The organism is Kribbella ginsengisoli, assembly GCF_039537185.1.
Taxonomy (GTDB): Bacteria; Actinomycetota; Actinomycetes; order Propionibacteriales; family Kribbellaceae; genus Kribbella; species Kribbella koreensis.
The window spans coordinates 135,386-154,695 of the sequence record NZ_BAABAA010000014.1; the positions used below are offsets into that span (position 1 = coordinate 135,386).

General features: G+C 69.0%; 18 protein-coding genes. 9 read left to right on the plus strand and 9 right to left on the minus strand.

From position 1 onward, the window contains the following. Positions 1-18 precede the first annotated feature (18 nt). Entirely contained in the window at positions 19-1,347 is a 1,329-nt protein-coding gene (locus ABD768_RS35395) for an MFS transporter (RefSeq protein WP_344848135.1), read from the plus strand. Here the strand turns inward: ABD768_RS35395 and ABD768_RS35400 are convergent. Further along, the gene (locus tag ABD768_RS35400; protein WP_344848138.1) at positions 1,334-1,975 is read right to left on the minus strand and encodes a GntR family transcriptional regulator; all 642 of its coding nucleotides are present in this window, start codon (positions 1,973-1,975) and stop codon (positions 1,334-1,336) included. The genes ABD768_RS35395 and ABD768_RS35400 overlap by 14 nt on opposite strands. A gap of 29 nt (positions 1,976-2,004) precedes the next feature. On the opposite strand from ABD768_RS35400, the gene ABD768_RS35405 reads away from it, so the two are divergent. Beyond that, positions 2,005-2,775 (plus strand): carbon-nitrogen hydrolase family protein, encoded by a 771-nt coding sequence (locus tag ABD768_RS35405; RefSeq protein ID WP_344848141.1) that lies wholly within the window; start codon positions 2,005-2,007, stop codon positions 2,773-2,775. A gap of 16 nt (positions 2,776-2,791) precedes the next feature. Here ABD768_RS35405 and ABD768_RS35410 read toward each other — a convergent pair whose 3' ends face one another. Both ABD768_RS35410 and ABD768_RS35415 read right to left on the minus strand, forming a co-directional pair. Continuing rightward, complete coding sequence (locus ABD768_RS35410) at positions 2,792-3,190, minus strand: nuclear transport factor 2 family protein (RefSeq protein ID WP_343981117.1); 399 nt, start codon at positions 3,188-3,190, stop codon at positions 2,792-2,794. A 45-nt stretch (positions 3,191-3,235) separates the two neighbouring features. Next, positions 3,236-3,553, minus strand: a complete 318-nt coding sequence (locus ABD768_RS35415) for a hypothetical protein (protein WP_343981120.1) — start codon at positions 3,551-3,553, stop codon at positions 3,236-3,238. 136 nt (positions 3,554-3,689) lie between these two features. On the opposite strand from ABD768_RS35415, the gene lpdA reads away from it, so the two are divergent. From lpdA to ABD768_RS35430, 3 genes are all read left to right on the plus strand, one after another. Then, a complete protein-coding gene (lpdA, locus tag ABD768_RS35420; RefSeq protein WP_344848145.1) occupies positions 3,690-5,078 on the plus strand; it encodes a dihydrolipoyl dehydrogenase in 1,389 nt (462 codons plus the stop codon). A 105-nt stretch (positions 5,079-5,183) separates the two neighbouring features. After that, a complete protein-coding gene (sucB, locus tag ABD768_RS35425; RefSeq protein WP_344848148.1) occupies positions 5,184-7,181 on the plus strand; it encodes a 2-oxoglutarate dehydrogenase, E2 component, dihydrolipoamide succinyltransferase in 1,998 nt (665 codons plus the stop codon). A gap of 132 nt (positions 7,182-7,313) precedes the next feature. After that, the gene (locus tag ABD768_RS35430) at positions 7,314-8,201 is read left to right on the plus strand and encodes a TIGR01777 family oxidoreductase (RefSeq protein WP_344848151.1); all 888 of its coding nucleotides are present in this window, start codon (positions 7,314-7,316) and stop codon (positions 8,199-8,201) included. A 71-nt stretch (positions 8,202-8,272) separates the two neighbouring features. On the opposite strand, the gene ABD768_RS35435 is transcribed toward ABD768_RS35430, so the two are convergent. Next, positions 8,273-9,559: a protein kinase domain-containing protein gene (locus tag ABD768_RS35435; protein ID WP_344848154.1), complete on the minus strand. Its 1,287-nt coding sequence runs from the start codon at positions 9,557-9,559 to the stop codon at positions 8,273-8,275. 120 nt (positions 9,560-9,679) lie between these two features. Here ABD768_RS35435 and lipB point away from each other — a divergent pair, with 120 nt between their 5' ends. Together lipB and ABD768_RS35445 are read left to right on the plus strand one after the other, a co-directional pair. Further along, positions 9,680-10,399 (plus strand): lipoyl(octanoyl) transferase LipB, encoded by a 720-nt coding sequence (gene lipB, locus ABD768_RS35440; RefSeq protein ID WP_344848159.1) that lies wholly within the window; start codon positions 9,680-9,682, stop codon positions 10,397-10,399. A gap of 229 nt (positions 10,400-10,628) precedes the next feature. After that, complete coding sequence (locus ABD768_RS35445; RefSeq protein WP_344848162.1) at positions 10,629-12,044, plus strand: hypothetical protein; 1,416 nt, start codon at positions 10,629-10,631, stop codon at positions 12,042-12,044. Positions 12,045-12,100: 56 nt separating this feature from the next. Here the strand turns inward: ABD768_RS35445 and ABD768_RS35450 are convergent, their stop codons facing one another. From ABD768_RS35450 to ABD768_RS35470, 5 genes are all read right to left on the minus strand, one after another. Next, a complete protein-coding gene (locus ABD768_RS35450) occupies positions 12,101-13,066 on the minus strand; it encodes a LysR family transcriptional regulator (protein ID WP_343981141.1) in 966 nt (321 codons plus the stop codon). 108 nt (positions 13,067-13,174) lie between these two features. Next, on the minus strand, positions 13,175-14,347 hold the full coding sequence (locus ABD768_RS35455) for an ABC transporter permease (RefSeq protein ID WP_344848166.1): 1,173 nt from the start codon (positions 14,345-14,347) through the stop codon (positions 13,175-13,177). Next, positions 14,344-15,276 (minus strand): ABC transporter ATP-binding protein, encoded by a 933-nt coding sequence (locus ABD768_RS35460; protein ID WP_425558467.1) that lies wholly within the window; start codon positions 15,274-15,276, stop codon positions 14,344-14,346. Before ABD768_RS35460 ends, ABD768_RS35455 begins: the two co-directional genes overlap by 4 nt. Before the next feature lie 129 nt (positions 15,277-15,405). Next, on the minus strand, positions 15,406-16,080 hold the full coding sequence (locus tag ABD768_RS35465) for a response regulator (protein ID WP_344848168.1): 675 nt from the start codon (positions 16,078-16,080) through the stop codon (positions 15,406-15,408). Continuing rightward, positions 16,077-17,477 carry a sensor histidine kinase gene (locus ABD768_RS35470; RefSeq protein WP_344848170.1) on the minus strand — a complete coding sequence of 467 codons (1,401 nt, stop codon included), beginning with the start codon at positions 17,475-17,477 and terminating at the stop codon, positions 16,077-16,079. The genes ABD768_RS35465 and ABD768_RS35470 overlap by 4 nt, the downstream gene beginning before the upstream one ends. Before the next feature lie 61 nt (positions 17,478-17,538). Here ABD768_RS35470 and lipA point away from each other — a divergent pair, with 61 nt between their 5' ends. Both lipA and ABD768_RS35480 read left to right on the plus strand, forming a co-directional pair. Further along, positions 17,539-18,483 carry a lipoyl synthase gene (gene lipA / locus ABD768_RS35475; RefSeq protein ID WP_344848172.1) on the plus strand — a complete coding sequence of 315 codons (945 nt, stop codon included), beginning with the start codon at positions 17,539-17,541 and terminating at the stop codon, positions 18,481-18,483. Between the two features lie 33 nt (positions 18,484-18,516). After that, positions 18,517-19,212 carry a DUF4191 domain-containing protein gene (locus tag ABD768_RS35480; RefSeq protein ID WP_343981161.1) on the plus strand — a complete coding sequence of 232 codons (696 nt, stop codon included), beginning with the start codon at positions 18,517-18,519 and terminating at the stop codon, positions 19,210-19,212. Positions 19,213-19,310: the final 98 nt, after the last annotated feature.

The window sequence follows — 19,310 nt, forward strand, 5'->3', positions numbered from 1 at the left end:
GCGAGGAGGTCCACCCCGATGTCCACCCCCACCGCCCCCACCGGCTCCGTCGCCGGTGATCGCCGGAGTCTGCACAAAGCCTTCGCGGCGAGCCTGTCCGGCACGTCGCTGGAGTGGTACGACTTCGCCGTCTACAGCTCCGCCGCGGCGCTCGTCTTCGGCGACCTGTTCTTCCCGGGCAGCGAGCCGCTCACCGGGACCCTGCAGGCCTTCGGCACGTACGCCGTCGGCTACATCGCCCGCCCGCTCGGCGGCATCATCTTCGGCCGCCTCGGCGACGTGATCGGCCGCAAGAAGGTCCTGGTCGCCACGCTGCTGCTGATCGGCATCGCCACCTTCTTCATCGGACTGCTGCCGACCCATGCGCAGGCCGGGGCACTTGCGCCGACCCTGCTGGTGTTCCTGCGGTTCATCCAGGGTGTAGGTGTCGGTGGTGAGTGGGGTGGCGCGGTCCTGCTGAGCAGTGAGTTCAGCCAGGCCGGGCAGCGGGGCTTCTGGGCCTCTGCCGCTCAGGTGGGTCCGCCGCTCGGCACGTTGATGGCGAACGGCGTACTGGCCGTACTGGCGGGGCTGCTGTCGGAGGATCAGTTCTTGAGCTGGGGTTGGCGGGTTGCGTTCCTGTTGTCGGCAGTACTGGTTGCCTTCGGGCTGCTGATCCGGACGAAGCTGGAGGAGACTCCGGTGTTCAAGGAGCTGGAGGCGCGTGGGGATCGGCCGACTGCTCCAGTTACGGAGGTACTGCGTACACAGACGCGCGGGCTCGTCGCGGCGATCCTGTCGCGGGTGGGGCCAGACGTGCTCTATGCGATGTTCGCCGTCTTCGTGCTGACCTATGCGACCAAGAACCTGGACATGAGTCGCGGTGAGGCGGTGACGGCTGTCTTGGTCGGGTCTGCGTTCCAGGTGGGGCTGATTCCCTTGTCTGGTTGGCTTTCTGACCGGTATGGGCGGCGGTTGATCTATGGGATTGGTGCAGTCGGTGGAGCCATCTGGAGTGTGGTGTTCTTCGCGATGGCGTCTTCGCTGGCCACCGTGCTGCCGGGAGTGGTGATCGGGCTGGTGTTCCACTCGCTGATGTACGGGCCGCAGGCGGCGTTCGTGTCGGAGCAGTTCACGGCGCGGCTGCGGTACACGGGTAGCTCGCTCGCTTACACGTTCGCCGGGATCATCGGGGGTGCGCTGGCACCGCTGGCCTTCACCTACTTCCTGGCGAAGACCGGTACCGGGTATGTGATCGCGCTGTACATCGTGGTGGCCTGTGTCGTCACGCTGGTCGGCCTGCGGCTCGGCCGGGCGGTGCAGGACGAGGATGCGCCGGTTGCCGCGGCCGCGGTCAGCCCTGCATGAGGATGGAGCCGGTGGTGTCGAGGTGGCGCAGGATGGCCGCCTCGGCCTTCGCCGGGTCGCCGGAGGCCAGACCGTCCACGATCGCCTGGTGCTCGGCCAGTACGTCCTGGCGCCTGGTAGTGCTCCGCTGCAACGCCACTACTCCCAGGAGCACGTGGCGAGCGCGCAGGCTGTCGTACAGCCGGCCCAACACGGTGTTGCCGGCCGCCTCGACCAGTAGCGCGTGGAACTGGCTATCGAGCTCAATGAACTCCTTGGCGTCGCCCGCCTCGACGATGGCCCGCTGCTGCTCGAGCACCGTGGACATGGCGTCCACCGGCGCGCCATCGGGTGAGGCCAGGCAGGTGGTCGCGGCCCAAGACTCGATGACGCCGCGGGCCTGCATCATCTCGGCGATCTCCCGGCCCGGCACGGGCGCGACGAAGGCTCCGCGGTGTGGGACGAGTTGCACCAGGTCCTCGGCGGCCAACATGAGCAGGGCTTCGCGTACCGGCGTACGGGAGATGCCGACCTCGGTCGCGACGGCTTGCTCGTTGATGAACGTCCCGGAGACCGCTGGATCGCTCAGCACGGTCCCACGCAAGTACTGGTAGGCACGGTCCCGGCCGGAGTCCCCACTCAATTGCATACTCAATGTATACAGCCTTTGGAGGGTTCATGACATCCCTGCGCGTCGCGGCGGCCCAGATCAGCACCGGCCCGGACCCAGCCGCCAATCTAACCACCGCCACCGAAGCAGTACGCCGTGCCGCCGACGCCGGCGCCACCCTGGTTGCCCTCCCCGAGGCCACCCTGGCCGCCTTCGGCACCGACCTGCGCGCTGTCGCCGAACCACTCGACGGTCCGTTTGCGACCGGCCTGCGCAAGGTCGCGGCGGACCTGGGCGTGGTGGTGATCGCCGGGTTGTTCGAGCCTGCCGACGACGGGAGGGTCCACAACACCCTGCTGGCGACCGGCCCGGGCGTCGAGGCGTCGTACCGCAAGATCCACCTCTACGACGCCTTCGGCTCCCGCGAGTCCGACCTGGTTGCCCCTGGCAATGAGCTGGTGACGATCGAGGTGGACGGGGTCCGGGTCGGACTGGCGACTTGCTACGACCTGCGCTTCGCCGCCCAGTTCACCGACCTGGGCCGGGCCGGGGCGGAGCTGATCGTCGTACCGGCCTCTTGGGGCGCAGGCCCGGCCAAGGAAGAGCAGTGGGACCTGCTGACTCGCGCCCGAGCATCAGACGCCCAATCTTGGCTCCTGGCCTGCGACCAGGCCTGGACTCCCCCAGTAGGCACAGACCCGCTAGGCATCGGTCGCAGCGCCCTGGTCGATCCGCTGGGCCACACCCGAAGCCACCTCGCTGCCGATCCCGGCCTTCTGGTGGGCGAGATCGACACGGACCTGCCCGCTACGGTCCGCGCCCGGGTCCCGATCCTGTGATCACTCGGCGCCTTGATCAGTCGGCCACAGTGTCGCCGTGGCGGTGGGCTACTTTCCAATCGCCACCCTCGCGGCGATACACCTGGGTTGCCCGGAGCGTGTAGGTGCGTGGCTGTCCGTCGACCGAGGCAGAGGTGTGCTCGAGGCCGGCCGTATAGGCCATGTCGCCCACCACGTCGTAGGCCATCAGCTCGAACGCGTAGGACGTGCAGTCGGAGAAGCTCTTGCCCAGGGCAGTGAAGAGCTCGTCGATCTCCTGCTGGCCGTGGGCGTTGCGCCAGGCCCCCAGGACGCTGACGGGCTCGTTGCGAGACCAGAGGGCCCGCCTGGGAGCGGGATCGCCGTTGTGCAGCGCCAGCTCGGCTTCGTACAGCGCGGTCCTGACCCAGGTCAGGAACTCTTCGCGATCAGACATGCCCTCAGAATGCGCCCGGCCACGGCCATTGCGCACTGGTGCCGGTCAGGCGAGACCGTTTTTCTTCATCCGGGCGTTGTACTCCCGCATGCGGGGCGGGTAGCCGACCACGGCGGCGTCGTAGGAGGGGATGCCCAGCTTGTTGGCGAACTGGTGGGCCCATTGGACCGAGGGGACGCGACGGCGGGTCCACTCGCCGTCGATGGCGACCAGGAGCAGCGTGTAGTCCGTCACCGCCGTCCGCGGCTCGACGAACCCCTCGACACCCTGCCGTGTCTGGGCGAACTCCCGCAGGTGCGCTTGGTCGGGGTTGTCCGACTTGCGCATCGTGCCCGGCTTCTGCCGGCGACCGAACCACTTCATGGGAGCTAGTGTCCACCATTCCTGCAAATCCGGCCCGGGAGCGACGCGGACCGCCGACGGTGACAAGATGACGCCCGGGCCGGAACTCCGCGATCCGGGGCCGCCCGCCGACCTTGACGCCCCACGGAGGAACCTCGTGACGAACACGGCAGACAGCAGCACGACGTACGACCTGTTGATCCTCGGCGGAGGCAGTGGTGGCTATGCCGCCGCGCTGCGCGCCGCAGTACTGGGGATGTCGGTCGCACTGGTGGAGAAGGACAAGCTCGGCGGCACCTGCCTGCACCGCGGCTGTATCCCGACCAAAGCCCTGCTGCACGCCGCCGAGGTGGCCGACTCGGCCCGCGAGGGTGAGCAGTTCGGTGTCCGGACGACGCTCGAGGGCGTCGACATGGGCGGCGTGAACAAGTACAAGGACGGCGTCGTCGACCGGCTCTTCAAGGGCCTGCAGGGGCAGATCAAGTCCCGCGGCATCACCGTGATCGAGGGCGAGGGCCGGCTGACCTCGCCGCGGACGGTCGCCGTCAACGGCACGACGTACACCGGCAAGAACGTCATCATCGCGTCCGGCTCGTACTCCCGCTCGCTGCCCGGGCTGGAGCTCGACGGCAACCGGGTGATCGCGAGTGAGCACGCGCTGACGCTGGACCGCGTGCCCGAGTCCGCGGTGATCCTCGGCGGCGGCGTGATCGGTGTCGAGTTCGCCAGCGCGTGGACCTCGTTCGGCACCAAGGTGACGATCGTCGAGGCGCTTCCCCGGCTGGTACCGGCCGAGGACGCCGACTGCAGCAAGGCGCTCGAGCGGGCCTTCCGCAAGCGCAAGATCGCCTTCAAGACGGGTACGCCGTTCGAGTCCGTCGACACCCACGACAACGGGGTCCGGGTCACCGTCGCCGGCGGCGAGGTGATCGAGGCCGAGGTGCTGCTGGTCGCGGTCGGCCGCGGTCCGAACACGGCCGGGATCGGGTACGAGGAGGTCGGCATCGCGCTCGACCGCGGCTTCGTCACCGTCGACGAGAACCTGCAGACCAGCGTGCCGGGCGTCTACGCGGTCGGCGACATCGTGCCCGGCCTGCAGCTCGCGCACCGCGGCTTCCAGCAGGGCATCTTCGTCGTCGAGCACCTGGCCGGGCTGAACCCGGCCCGGATCGACGAGCTCGGCATCCCGCGCGTCACCTACTCCGAGCCCGAGGTCGCCTCCGTCGGGCTGACCGAGGAGCAGGCCAAGGCGAAGTACGGCGAGGTCGAGATCCTCAACTACAACCTCGGCGGCAACGGCAAGAGCCAGATCCTGAAGACCCAGGGCTTCGTCAAGCTGGTCCGGGCCAAGGACGGCGCGGTGGTCGGCCTGCACATGGTCGGCTCCCGGGTCGGCGAGCTGATCGGCGAGGCGCAGCTGATCTACAACTGGGAGGCCTTCCCCGCCGACGTCGCGCCGCTGGTGCACGCCCACCCGACCCAGAACGAGGCCCTCGGCGAGGCGCACATGGCGCTCGCCGGTAAGCCCTTGCACTTCCACGAATAGATTTCGGCTGCTCCTACCGGCGGGTCCGGCTGACCCAGATCCCGCCGGTTCGAGCGGCACCGTAGGCTGAACTCGAACCGAATAGACGAAGGAGCAACGACCGTCATGCCGACCTCTGTATCCCTGCCGGCCCTCGGGGAGAGCGTCACCGAAGGAACCGTCACCCGCTGGCTCAAGCAGGTCGGTGACACGGTTGCCGTCGACGAGCCCCTGCTGGAGGTCTCGACCGACAAGGTCGACACCGAGATCCCCTCCCCCGTGGCCGGCACTCTCCTGGAGATCAAGGCCGCCGAGGACGAAACCGTAGAGGTAGGCGCCGAACTAGCAGTAATCGGCGACGCCGGCGAATCCCCCACCCCCGACTCCAACGGCCAGGCACCCGCCGCCGAGGCCGCTCCCGCTGAGGCCGCCCCGGCCCAGGAAGCCCCAGCAGCACAGGCCGCCCCGGCCCAGGAGGCCGCGCCGGCCGCCGCTGCGCCGCAGGCCCAAGCTGCCCCGGCTCAGGCCGCTCCGGCCGAGGCCGCGCCGCAGGCGGAGGCCGCTCCGGCTCAGGCCGCCGCTGACAACTCGTCTTCTGCTGCCGCGCCCGCGGCCGGCACATCGGTCACGCTGCCCGCCCTTGGCGAGAGCGTCACCGAGGGCACCGTCACGCGCTGGCTGAAGCAGGTTGGTGACGACGTAGCGGTGGACGAGCCGCTGCTCGAGGTCTCCACCGACAAGGTCGACACCGAGATCCCCTCGCCGGTCGCCGGCAAGCTGCTGGAGATCAAGGTCGCCGAAGACGAAACCGTCGAGGTAGGCGCCGAACTGGCCATCGTCGGCTCCGGCGACGCAGCCCCAGCCGCCTCCGCCCCGGCAACACCCGCCCCCGCCGAGTCCGCCCCGGCCCCCGCAGCCCAGGCCCCGGCCGCTCCGGCGGCCGCACCCGCTGCAGCCCCGGCACCCGCCGCAGCCCCCGCCCCGCAGGCGGCACCGGCAGCACAGGCACCCGCTGCTCAGGCACCCGCTGCTCAGGCGCCGCCCACGCAGGCTCCCGCGCCGCAGGCACCTGCCCAGGCTCCGGCAGCACAGGCTGCTCCGCCGGCTCAGCCCGCAGCCCAGGCTCCGGCCCCGCAGGCAGCACCGGCTGCCGCGCCGTCGGCTCCGGCTGCGTCGTCCAACGGGTCTTCGTCAGAGGGTCCGAACTACGTCACCCCCCTCGTCCGCAAGCTGGCGACTGAGCACTCGGTCGACCTGGGCGCGGTCCAGGGCACCGGCGTCGGTGGCCGGATCCGCAAGCAGGACGTGCTCGCCGCCGCCGAGGCCCAGAAGGCCGCGGCCGCCGCAGCTCCGGCAGCAGCCGCCGCTCCCGCCTCCGCCCCCGCGGCGAAGACGGCAGCGCCGATCAGCCCGCTGCGCGGTACGACCGAGAAGATGAGCCGGATCCGCAAGGCCATCGCCAGCCACATGGTCAACTCGCTGCACGTCTCGGCGCAGCTGACCACCGTGGTCGAGGTCGACGTCACCGAGATCTCCAAGCTCCGGAACGCGAAGAAGGCCGAGTTCGAGGCCCGCGAGGGCGTCAAGCTGTCCTTCCTGCCGTTCTTCGCGCTCGCCGCGGTGGACGCGCTGAAGCAGTACCCGAAGCTGAACGCCTCGATCAACGACGAGGCCGGTGAGGTCACCTACCACGCCGCCGAGCACCTGGGCATCGCCGTGGACGCCGAGAAGGGCCTGATGGTCCCGGTCGTGCACAACGCCGGCGACCTGAACATCGCCGGCCTGGCCAAGAAGATCGCCGACCTGGCCGCGCGGGTCCGCACCAACAAGGTGCTGCCGGACGAGATGGCGGGCGGCACCTTCACGATCACCAACACCGGTAGCCGGGGCGCGCTGTTCGACACCCCGATCCTGAACCAGCCGCAGGTCGGCATGCTCGGGACCGGCTCGGTCGTCAAGCGCCCGGTGGTCATCACCCACCCGGAGCTCGGCGAGACGATCGCGATCCGGCAGATGGTCTACCTGGCGCTGACCTACGACCACCGCCTGGTCGACGGCGCCGACGCGGCCCGCTACCTGACCGCGGTCAAGCAGCGCCTCGAGGAAGCCCAGTTCGACGTCTGATCCGGCCGGACGCAGGTAGCGTCCGCGATCTGATCCGACGAGATGGAAGTTGCCTGGCCGCCGCTCCGGCCTGACCCGATCGACGAAGGTCAGGCCGGCCGCGGCCTCACCGAGAAGCCGGAGCTGTGACTCGTGAAATATGTGCTCGCCGGTTCGTCCGGCTTCCTCGGTAAGGCGTTGGCGCGGGACCTGCTGGCCGACGGCCACCAGGTCACCCGGCTGGTACGGCGTGAGCCGTCGCAGCCGAGCGAGGTCCGCTGGGATCCCGCGCGAGGACAGCTCGATCCCTCCGCGCTGGACAACGCCGACGTCCTGATCAACCTGGCCGGCGCGAACATCGGCCGGCCGTGGACCCCGAAGTACCGGAACGCGATCCGGGAGAGCCGGGTCACTACGACGGCCACGCTGGCCGAGGCCGCCGCGCAACTGGAGCGGCCGCCGGTGTTCATCACCCAGAGCGGTATCGGCGGCTACGGCAAGGACTGTGGCGACGAGATCCTGACCGAAGAGTCCGAACTCGGCGATGGGTTCCTCGCCGACGTGGTGCGGGTCTGGGAAGGTGCGGCCGACCCGGCGCGCGAAGCTGGTTGCCGGGTGGTTGCGTTGCGTACGGGCGTCGTGCTCGAACGCACGGCTCCGGCGTTTCAGCTGCTCTCGTTGCCGTTCCGGGTGGGCGTCGGTGGACGCCTCGGCTCTGGCAAGCAGTACTTCCCGGTCGTCTCGCTGACCGACTGGCTCGGCGTGGTTCGGCACTGCGCCGAGAACGACCAGGTGTCCGGGCCGGTGAACGTCACACTGCCGGAGCCCACCACCAACCAGGAGTTCACGAAGGCCCTGGGTGCCGCGCTGCATCGCCCCACGCTGGTGCCGGTCCCTTCGTTCGTCCTCACCACAGTCCTCGGCGAGTTCGCCTGGGAACTGATCGGCAGCAAGCGCGCACTCCCCAACGCGCTGCTCGCCTCCTCCTACACCTTCAAACACCCCACGGCGGAGACCGCCCTCGAGTCCGCCCTCGCCTGACGCAGGCTCGTGCCGGGCGCCCTCGACCGGAGCCCTCCGCGTCACGTCCTCAGCCCTGCGGCTCCGGGGCGTCATGCTTCGGCTATCTCGGAGATGCGCCATGTGTTGGCGGCTGCCGTCAGGGTGACGCGGCGGGTTGTCGGTTTGCCTGGTGGGAAGGTTGTTCGCCGGCCGGCTGGGGTGACTGCCACGCCTGCGATGAAGCGGTCGACCACGCGTAGCACGACGGTTGTCTTGCCTTGGGTTTCCACGGTCACGGAATGGATCTGGAGGCGGAGTCCTTCGATGTGGAGTTGCTGCTTTCGGTAGGAGGACAGGAGATCGCGGTCGGCGGACCAGGGTGAGCTGCCGGGGACGTAGACGGAGTTCAGCTCGGTGGGGTCGAGCGTGGCGAACGCGTGCGAGCGGCGTACATCCAAAGCCTGCAAGGTCTGCAGCCACTGACCTTCGGTGGCCCGTGTCGGTTGAGCTGGTGGCGTGCTGGGTTTGTCGACGGCGGCGGTGGGGTTGGGGGCTGGTTGGCCGAGGACGCCGGCGGCTGCCAGGCCGATGGCAAGGGTTGTCAGCGCACCCGCTCCGCAGGCCGCGAGGATCCCGTAGGCGGCGCGTTTGGTGCGCAGGAACTTCAGTGCGGATTGCCGGAAGCCTCCGCGTCTTTGGCCTGGAGGCTGAGGTCGCCGCAAGCTCATGGCGGGCGAAGGTGGGGCTGGGGTGGGCTCGGGCTCCTGGGTGAAGTTGAGGGAGATGGGGAGTGGGGTGGCTCGGTGGAGGGTTTGCTGGGCCAGGACGTCTGCGGTGGTGGTGAAGAGGGATGCGGGGAAGGTTTTGGGGGTGCCGCCGGCCTGGTGGGCGATGGCGCCCAGGGCTGTGAGGTCGGCGGCAGGAGTGCTGGGTGGAGCCAGGGCACGGAGGCCCACGTCGGTGATGACCGGTCGGCCGTCGGCGTCGAACATGATGTCGTCGAGGTCCAGGTGCCCGTGGGTGAGACCGCTTCGGTGCAAGGCGGACAGACCTTGGGCCAGCGGGCTGATGAGAGTGACCAGTTCGCCTGGCGAGAGGGCGCCACGACGCTCGAGCAGCGACGTGAGCGTGCCGGCAGCGACGTACTGGCTGAAGAGGAGCCACTCCTGGTCGGACTCTCTGACCTCGAGAAGGCGGGCGAGGTGTGGGTGATCGATGGTGTGGGCGAGGTCGAGGTCGCCGATGAACTCGCTCGGCGCCACGACGGCGGTTTTCGGGATGCGTTTGAGCACAGCGTGCCGCCCGGTGGCCAGGTCCCGGAGCAGCCAGACGGTACCGGCCGAGCCGGACCCGAGCCCTCGGCGCAAGCTGTAGCCGGAGATGTCCTCGGATTCCATACCCAAGAGAGTGCCCGGATCGGCGCCGGCGGCCCGGAAGTTATCCACAACCACCGCCCGGGACCGGGCCCTGTGGATGGCGGCGAACGGCCGCGGAACGGGCCGCCTACACTCGAAGGCGTGAGGGCTATCAAGTATGTGGAGGCCGGTTTCGGCGCCGACGCAGTGGACTACGAGACGGCCTGGGCCGAGCAACGGCGGCTGCACGCGCAGGTTGCCGACGGCACCGGCTCCGACACGGTCATCCTGCTCGAGCACCCGCCGGTCTACACAGCCGGCAAGCGCACCGAGCCACACGAGCGACCGGTGGACGGTACGCCGGTGGTCGACGTCGACCGTGGCGGCAAGATCACCTGGCACGGCCCCGGCCAGCTGGTGGGGTACCCGATCGTGAAGCTCGCCTCACACGTGTACGTCGTGGACTACGTCCGCCGGCTGGAAGAGGCGCTGATCGCGGTCTGCGGTGAGCTCGGCGTACGGACCGGGCGGGTCAAGGGCCGTAGCGGGGTCTGGGTGCCGGCCGATGAGCGGGGGCGGGAGCGGAAGATCGCGGCGATCGGGATCCGGGTGGCGCAGAGCGTCACCATGCACGGGTTCGCGCTGAACTGCGACAACGACCTGACCTGGTTCGACCGGATCGTGCCGTGCGGGATCGCCGACGCCGACGTCACCACGCTGTCGAAGGAGCTCGGCCGCGACGTCTCCATCGCCGAGGTGCTCGAGCCCGTCCGGCGGCACCTGGACGTGCTGCTGTCCTGGCAGGAGTACGAGCGCACGCCGGACATCGACCACTCCGACGCCCCGGCTCCGACCGGCATCACGTACGGCCTGACCGTCTGATCCGTACGGCCTCACCGTCTGATCCGTACGGCCTCACCGTCCGAGCCGGACTGCCTCACCATCCCAGCCGTACGGCCTCACCGTCCGAGCCGGACTGCCTTATCGTCTGCCCGCGGCGCCTCGCCATCGGTCGTGCGGCGCCATCGGCGGACGGCCCGTCGGGGCGGAGCGTAAAGATTGAGCGAAGTGTCTGCGCTGTGCGGAGCGTAAACGTCGCTACGGTGGGGATGTGTCCAAATTTCTCGGCTTCCTCCTTGGCATCGCGGTAGCGCTCGTCGGGCCGGCCATGTTCGGCGTCCTCGCGGCGGACGGCGGTATCAAGCTGAACGCGAAGGAGATGGCGCTTGCCTACGGCATCGGTGCGCTGATCTTCTGGGCCGTGGTGTCGTACTTCTCGGGCGCCGCGGCGCTCGGGGCGGCGCTGACTTTCGGCGCGATGATCTACACCGTGCACTGGATCCCCAACCGGATGACGAACTTCCTCAACGACGTGCCGGGTGTGACGTCGGGGATGATCGACGGGATCAAGCAGTACACGGGAAACGGTGTGGTGCCGATTCTCGCGGTGATCTCGCTGGTGTTCGGGATCCAGTCGATCGTGCGGTCGGTGCAGCGGCGCCGGCGCGAGCGGGTGGAGGCGGAGCGCCGGCAGCGTGAGCAGGAGGCCGCGGTCCAGGCGCAGCAGATGCCGCAGCCGCCGCAGCCGGTCGGGGCGTATCCGGTTGCCGGGGGCGACTACCAGCCGGACGACCGGTTCGGGAACAACTTCGGGAACAGCAACTACGACGACCTGTTCGAGGAGGAACCGAGGCCGTTCACGCCGCGGAACCAGGCGGACGAGCAGACGGCGCAGTTCTCCCGCTCCGAGGCGCCGACGGAGTACGACGACGGTCGCGACGAGACGCGACTCGTCCCCACGGACGCCGACGAGACAGTGATGGTTCCCACCGGCGACCAAAACGTTGCCGACAGCTACGACGAAGAGCCCGCCCCGGAGCCCGAAGAGGCGCCGGACGAAGTGGAGACTCAGCACGTACCGGCAGAAGAGCCCGCGGAGGCCCCGACACAGCACGTGGCCGTGGAAGAGCCCGCGAACGCTCCTACGCAGCAGGTGCCGATGGAAGAGCCCGCGACGGAGGCTGCCAAGCAGACGCCTGTGGAAGAGCCTGCGCCCGCGGAGACTGCTACTCAGCAGGCGTTTGTGGAAGAGCCTGCGCCGGCGGAGGTTGCTACTCAGCAAGCGCCGGTGGAGGAGCCGGTGGCTGAGGAGACTGTTGCTCAGCCGGTGCCGGTGCCTGAGCCGGAGGCTGTGAAGCCTGTTGCGCCGCGGGTCGCAGGTAGTGCTCCTGCCGCTGCGCCTCAGATCGGCGGTCCGCAAGGCGGTTCGCAGGACGAGGACGGCGGTGAGGCCACGCAGCCGATGCCGGTTGCCCGGCCAGAAGGGCCGAAGGCTCCGCAAGCCCAGCCGCCACAGGCCGAGGCGCCCAAGGCTTCGTTGAGCAAGGAAGAGATGGGCCAGCAGTACCGCGAGCGGATGGACCCGCCGGACGTGGACGACACCGGGGAGTTCTTCGTGGGCGCCTTCGAGAACCCGGCCGAGCAGGCCACCCAGCGGATGGAGCTTCCGGGCCAGTTCCGGAGCTGAACCACCAAGCAACCCAAAGAGAAGAGCCTCCACGAAAGTGGAGGCTCTTCGACGTTTCAGGCGACGTGCATTCGTTGATGCTGTCCCCACCGAGCATGCTCGGCGAACGCTTCGTCATAGGCATGGATCGCCATCTGGCACACGTCCCCCGCCATCTGCGCCCGCGGAGATTCAGTGCTCCAGGCAAGCATCAACCGCCGGTGGATCGGATCCCCCACCAACGGCCGGGTGGTGACATCGGACGACAACATCCGGTACGACGTGGGCGAGATCAGCGCCACGCCCTGCCCACTCGTCACAAACCCCATCAGCACCGACGTGTCCACCGAGTGATGCTCGATCCGCGGCTGGAACCCAGCCTGCTCACAAGCCCCCCGGAACAACACGTGGAATCCGCTGTCGTCCGGCGGCTCCCCGATCCACTCCTCATCGGCCAGGCTCGCCAGCTCGATCTCCCCACGATGCCGGGTCGCCACGGCCAGCGGATGATCAGCAGCCAGTACTACGTAAGCCGACTCCGACTCGACAATCGTGCAAGCCTCGACCCCGCTGGGCAACCGCAGTTCGAATCCCGGGAACTCCCGCAGCAACGCGAAGTCCAGCCGCCCACTCTCCAGCTGCTGCAACAAAACGCTGGTGGCCCACTCGACCTCGATGCTCACCTGCTCGATCTCACCGTGATCGCGCAGCCGGCTCGCGATCCCCGACATCGGCGCCGTCGGGAACCCGCCGAGCCGGACCGCGCTCGACTCCACCGCCGTCATCGCCGACACCGTCGCGGACAAATGATCCACGTCGACGAGGATCGCCCGCGCCCGATCCACGGCGTACCGGCCGAGAGCGGTCGGGGTGACGCCGGTGCGGGAGCGCTCGAACAGCTCACCGCCGAAGGCCGACTCGATCCGTTTGAGCTGCGCCGTCAGGCTCGGCTGGCTCACCTTCAGCCAGCGGGCGGCCCGGCCGACGGACCCCGCTTCTGCCACCAGGACCACCACCCGCAGGTGGCGCAGCTCGACGTTCATGCGTTGTGACCGTAGTCCACCCAGCGCGCCGGTACACAGTCGCCGCGTGTTGCGGTTTCGTCACAGCCCACTAAATTTCTGTAACGCCGGCCGGACTATCACGATAAGTCAGGACGCCTTCAGTGAGATCGCCTCTCGGTAACCGAGTTTCCGCCCGGTCTGCAGCAGCGTCCGCTCGTACAGGCGGGCTCCGAGCCGGATGATCAGCACGGTCGTCACCAGCAAGATCGCGATCGCGGCCAGCGGCTGCCACAGCGGCACGTGCTCGGTCAGCATCCGTCCCGGCATCGACATCGACGAGGCGATCGGGATGAACGAGGCAACGGTCTTCGCCTCGGCGCCGGCGAAAGCGGAGAAGAAGAACGGAATCATCAAGATCATCTGCCCGGGCAACGTCGTCGAGCCGAGATCCTCCTGCCGGGTGGCCAGCGACCCGGCGACCGCCCAGAGCCCGGCCAGCGCGACGAACCCGAGGACGAAGAAGACCACGAACCACCCCGCGACCGGCGCGATCACCTTGAGGATGTCGGCCTGATCGGTCACCATCAGCCCGATCAGCGACGCGACCGCGATCACCACGATCTGCCCCAGCGCGAGCACGGTGTTGCCGATCACCTTGCCCCACAACAGCGCCCGGATCGGGATCGCGGCGGCCAGGATCTCGACCACCCGGCTCTCCTTCTCCTGGACGACGCTCTGCGCGATCATCATCCCGAAGCTCAGCGCGGTGATGTAGAAGATCAGCGCCAGCCCGATGTTGACGAACCCGGCCACGACCTCGGGCAACGGCCCCGGATCGAGCAGCCGTTCCTGCACCTGGGTGCCGGCCCGCAGTTGCTCGGGCGTCATACCGACGCGCCCCGCGTTCGCCTCCATCCCGAGGTTGACGGCCGCTTCCCGCAGGTTGTCCTGCAGTTCGGTGTCGACGCGTTGCTTCCCGAGTACTTCGAACCCGTCCTCGCCCGGCAGCAGCGCGGCCTTCACATCGCCGTCCCGGACGAGCTTCTCGGCCGACGCGACGTCCGTAGTACGGGTGGCTTCGTAACTGTCGCCGCCCTTGACCGCGTCCGCGACGGCGACGATCCTGGCGCCGGAGTCGTCGAGGACGGCGATCTTGTCCTTGCCGCCCATCCCCGAGATCAGCGCCGGGATGATGGTCGCGGCCAGCACGACGATCAGCATGAACGCCGTCGAGCCGAGGAAGGTCCTGTCGCGGAGCTTGGTACTGATCTCGCGCTCGGCCACCAGTTGCCACGGGTGCCGCAGGGTGTCGTTGTTCATCGGGTCGCCTCCCGGAAGACGTCGCTGAGGGCCTGCCGTTCGGGCGCGAACTCCAGTACCGGCCCACGACTCATCGCCTGCTGCAGAACCTGTTGCACAAGGCCCCCATCGTCGCCGGACCCGACATCGAAGAGCGCCGCCGCGCCGGCCACGTCCCGCACCGTGATCCCCGGTACGTCGCGCAGCCACCCCGCGTCCCCACCGACGACCAGCCGGTACGTCGTAGTCGGCCCGGCAGCCAGTTCGGAAACGGGGCCGGCGGCAACCACCTTGCCGCGGGACAGCACCACGAGGTCGTCACACAGCCGCTCGACCAGCTCCAGCTGGTGACTGGAGAACAGCACCGGTACCTCCGGGGTGACCTCTTCGCGCAGCAGATCCACCATCGCGTCGACGGCCAGCGGGTCGAGGCCGCTGAACGGCTCGTCCATCACCAGCGCGATCGGCTCGTGAATCAGCGCGGCAGCGATCTGCACCCGCTGCTGGTTGCCCAGTGACAGCGTCTCCAGGGTGTCCCCCGCACGCTCGGCCAGCCCGAGCCGGGACAGCAGCTTGTCGGCCCGCTCCCCCGCCCGCGACCCGAGTCCGTGCAGCCGGCCGAAGAAGATCAGCTGCTCACGGATCTTCATCTTCGGGTACAGCCCGCGCTCCTCGGGCATGTACCCGAAGTCGCGGCGTACCTCGGCCGACAACGGCTCGCCATTCCAGGTGACCGCGCCGCCCGTGGGCGCCAGCACCCCCAGGATGATCCGCATCGTCGTCGTCTTGCCGGCCCCGTTCGCCCCGACGAACCCGGTCATCCGACCTGGCCGTACGTCGAAGCTCACGTCATCCAGCGCGAGGTGCTCACCGAACCGCCGGGTCAACCCAGCCACGCTCAGCATCCCGTTCACCGTTCCTCTACTACTCCGGCCCCCAGAACCAGGCATCCACCCGATCCGCTCCCATCACCAGGAGTAGCCACCACGCTAACCATCCACCCCGCCCAGCACGTCGCCCCGCAGTGTGATCACCCAGGTCATCCGCAGGGGGGACCGGCCAGCCCGCAGGGCTGACCCTCAGTGCTCGTCGCCTGGTACTACGAGGCCGCATTCGTAGGCGAAGACGACTGCTTGGACTCGGTCGCGGAGGCCGAGCTTCAAGAGCACCCGGGAGACGTGGGTTTTGACGGTGGCCTCGCCTACGAAGAGGGAGGTGGCGATCTCGGTGTTGGTGAGGCCTCGGGCGATGAGGCCTAGGACCTCGCGTTCGCGTTCGGTGAGGTCGGCAACGAGGTCTGGGCGGTAGACGCGTTCACCGCCGCCGGTGAAGCGTTTGATGACCCGGCGGGTGACCTCGGGGGCCAGCAGGGCGTGGCCGGAGTGGACTACCTGGATGGCTTCGACGAGGTCTTCGGGGGCGGTGTTCTTCAGGAGGAAGCCGCTGGCGCCTGCGCCTAGCGACTCGAAGAGGTAGTCGTCGCGGTCGAAGGTGGTCAGGATGATCACCTTGCCGGCGTCGGCGGTGACGATCCGCTGGGTCGCGGCGATGCCGTCGAGGCCGGGCATCTGGACGTCCATCAGGACGACGTCGGGGCGCAGCTCCAAGGCCAGCTCGACCGCCTTCTCGCCGTCGGAGGCCTCCCCGACCACCTGGATGTCGGGCTCGACGGACAGGATCATCCGGAAGCCCGCCCGGACCAGGTCCTGGTCGTCGACGAGCAGGACGCGCATCGGCGTACCGGCCTCACTCATGCTTGTGGTTCTCCCTCAGGGATCGTCGGGTTCAGCGGGATCCGGGCGCGGACGCGGAAGCCGCCGACCGGACGGGGACCGATCTCGCTCTCGCCGCCGAGCAGGCTGACCCTCTCACGGATGCCGACATGGCCGAGCCGGCTGCCGACCGGCGCGTGCTTCGGGCGGCCGTCGTCGATCACTTCGACCTCGACCGCCGTGTCGGCGAGATAGCGCAACGTGACGTGCGCGCTCCGGGCCGTCGAGTGCCGGCGAACGTTCGTCAGGGCCTCCTGCGCGATCCGGTAGACCGATACCGAGACGGTCTCCGGCAGCGTCACCGGCTGGCCGATCTGATGGAACCCGACCGACAACCCCTCCCCGTTCGCCGTCGACACCAGCGCCGGCAACCGATCAGCACCGGCCTGCGGAGCCTTCCCCGCCGGTACGCCGAGGTCGTCGTCCAGGTCCGGATCAGCGGCGCGCAGCATCCCCAGCAGCTGGCGCATCTCGTTGACCGCGGTGCGGCTGGAGTTCTCGATCACGCTCAACGCGTTCTTGGCCGCCTCCGGATCGGAGTCCATCACCCGACGGGCGCCACCGGCCTGTACGCCGATGCTGCTGATGTGGTGCGCGACCACATCGTGCAGCTCCCGCGAGATCCGCAGCCGCTCGTCGATCACCGCCCGGCGCGCGTTCGCCTGCTGCTGGGTGGCCAGTTCCTCGGCCTGCTGCTCCAGCTCATGCCGCTGCCGGGCGACGCCCCACGCGGTCCGGCCCCAGAAGTACGCGCCGAAGAAGTAAAGGACGTTCAGCGCGAAGTTCAGCAGGACGAAGGACACGTACGGCGAGAGCATCCCGCCGCCCGGGCCCTTGATCGAGTCGTTGTTCAGCGCCTTGACGAAGCCCCAGCCGAGCCAGCCGAACATGCCGACGAAGACGACGACCATCGTCAGCTTCATCCGGCGCCGGTCCCGGGCCCACGCGACGGCCGCGTAGATCGCCATGAACTGGGTCGCCTGGGTGACCAGGTTGCCGACGAAGGCGAACGTGTTCCACTCGCCGTTGACAAAGAACAGCACCGAGACGACGACCAGCACCGACAGTGGGTAGCGCCGGCGCAGGCAGAGCGGCAACGCGACGGCCGCGCTCAGGACGTACGCCCCGACTCCCCCGAAGCCCATGTCGACCGGGATGCCGGAGGTACTGCGGGCCAGATCGGTCCCGATGACAGCGGCCAGGGCCATCCCGACCCCGAGGAACACGTCCTGCCGCAGCTGACGCCGGGTGGGACCGGGGCGCTGCCACTCGGTGGTATTCGTCACAGCCGGCGCAGCGGTCGGCAGCGGCTCGGCGGGCCGCGACGTCTCCGCCGTGGCGGAGCGCAGTACCGGCTGCTGCGGCTGCGAGGTGGACATGGTTGCCCAGCCTACGGGTGGGGCCGCCGGGCGTGTCGGAGCGCCGCGTACTCTGGTGGGCGTGACGATCGCCCCAGAAGGACGGAAGCTGCTCAGGCTCGAAGTGCGCAACGCGGAGACCCCGATCGAGCGCAAACCCGAGTGGATCAAGACGCGCGCCAAGATGGGCCCGGAGTACCAGAAGCTGCAGAAACTGGTGAAGTCCGAAGAGCTCCACACGGTCTGCCAGGAAGCCGGCTGCCCGAACATCTTCGAGTGTTGGGAAGACCGCGAAGCGACCTTCCTGATCGGTGGCGACCAGTGCACCCGGCGCTGCGACTTCTGCCAGATCGACACCGGCAAGCCGCTGGACCTGGACCGCGACGAGCCGCGCCGGGTCGCCGAGTCCGTCGTGAAGATGGGCCTGCGCTACGCGACCGTGACCGGTGTCGCCCGCGACGACCTGCCCGACGGCGGCGCCTGGCTGTACGCCGAGACCATCCGCCAGATCCACGCGCTCAACCCCGGGACCGGCGTCGAGATGCTCGCGCCGGACTTCAACGCCGTACCGGAGCAGCTGGCCGAGGTGTTCTCGTCCCGTCCGGAGGTGTTCGCGCACAACGTCGAGACGGTGCCGCGGATCTTCCGCCGGATCCGGCCGGGCTTCCGCTACGAGCGGTCGCTCGACGTGATCACCCAGGCCCGCGACTACGGTCTCGTCACCAAGTCCAACCTGATCCTCGGCATGGGCGAGACCCGCGAGGAGGTCAGCCAGGCGCTGACCGACCTGCACGACGCCGGCTGCGAGATCATCACCATCACGCAGTACCTGCGCCCCTCGGTGCGGCACCACCCGGTCGAGCGCTGGGTCCGCCCGGAGGAGTTCGTCGAGATGCAGGAGGAGGCCGAGGAGATCGGCTTCGCCGGAGTCATGTCGGGTCCGCTCGTGCGTTCGTCGTACCGGGCCGGTCGGCTGTACCGTCAGGCTGTGGAGTCGCGGATGACCTCCGCCACCCAGGATGCTTAGAACCGACCGCAGAAACCACGGACAAAGGTAGAGATGGCCAAGAACGACGCGCCAGAAGAGAAGACCGGCCGGCTCAAGCAGATCCGGTCGGCGTACCAGCTGACGAAGAAGTCCGACCCACGGATCGGGCTGATCCTGGCCGGGATCTTCCTGGCCGTGGTCGCGGTGTTCGTGGTGGTCGGCATCCTGGTCGGCCCGCTGCTGGTCTGGATCCCGCTGGGCGTCGCGCTCGGCTTCCTGGCCGCCACCATCATCTTCGGCCGCCGGGTCGAGAAGGCGGCGTACAGCCAGATCGAGGGCCAGGCCGGCGCGGCCGCCTCGGCGCTGCAGACGCTGCGCCGCGGCTGGAACGTGACACCGGCCGTCGCGGTCACCAAGAACGCCGACATCGTGCACCGGGTGGTCGGCCGGCCCGGCATCGTGCTGGTCGGCGAGGGCCAGGCCAGCCGGGTGAAGAACCTGCTCGCCGCCGAGGGCAAGAAGCACCAGCGGGTGGCCGGCGGCGCGCCGGTGACCCAGATCATCGCCGGCAAGGGCGAGGGCGAGATCGACATCCGCAAGCTGACCAAGCACGTGATGAAGCTCCCGCAGGCGCTGCAACCGTCCGAGATCACCGATCTGCTCCAGCGGCTGAAGGCGCTCGACGCCGTCCGGCCGCAGGTGCCGATGCCCAAGGGCCCGCTGCCGACAAGCATGAAGGGCGCCCGGCAGGCGATGAAGGGCCGCTGACCGTAACGCAACAGGCCCCACCGCCGTTTTCCCTGCGTGAGGACTTTCTTGTGCCTCGTGTCGCGCCCTGAGGTCGGTCACCGGCCTTAGGGTGCGAC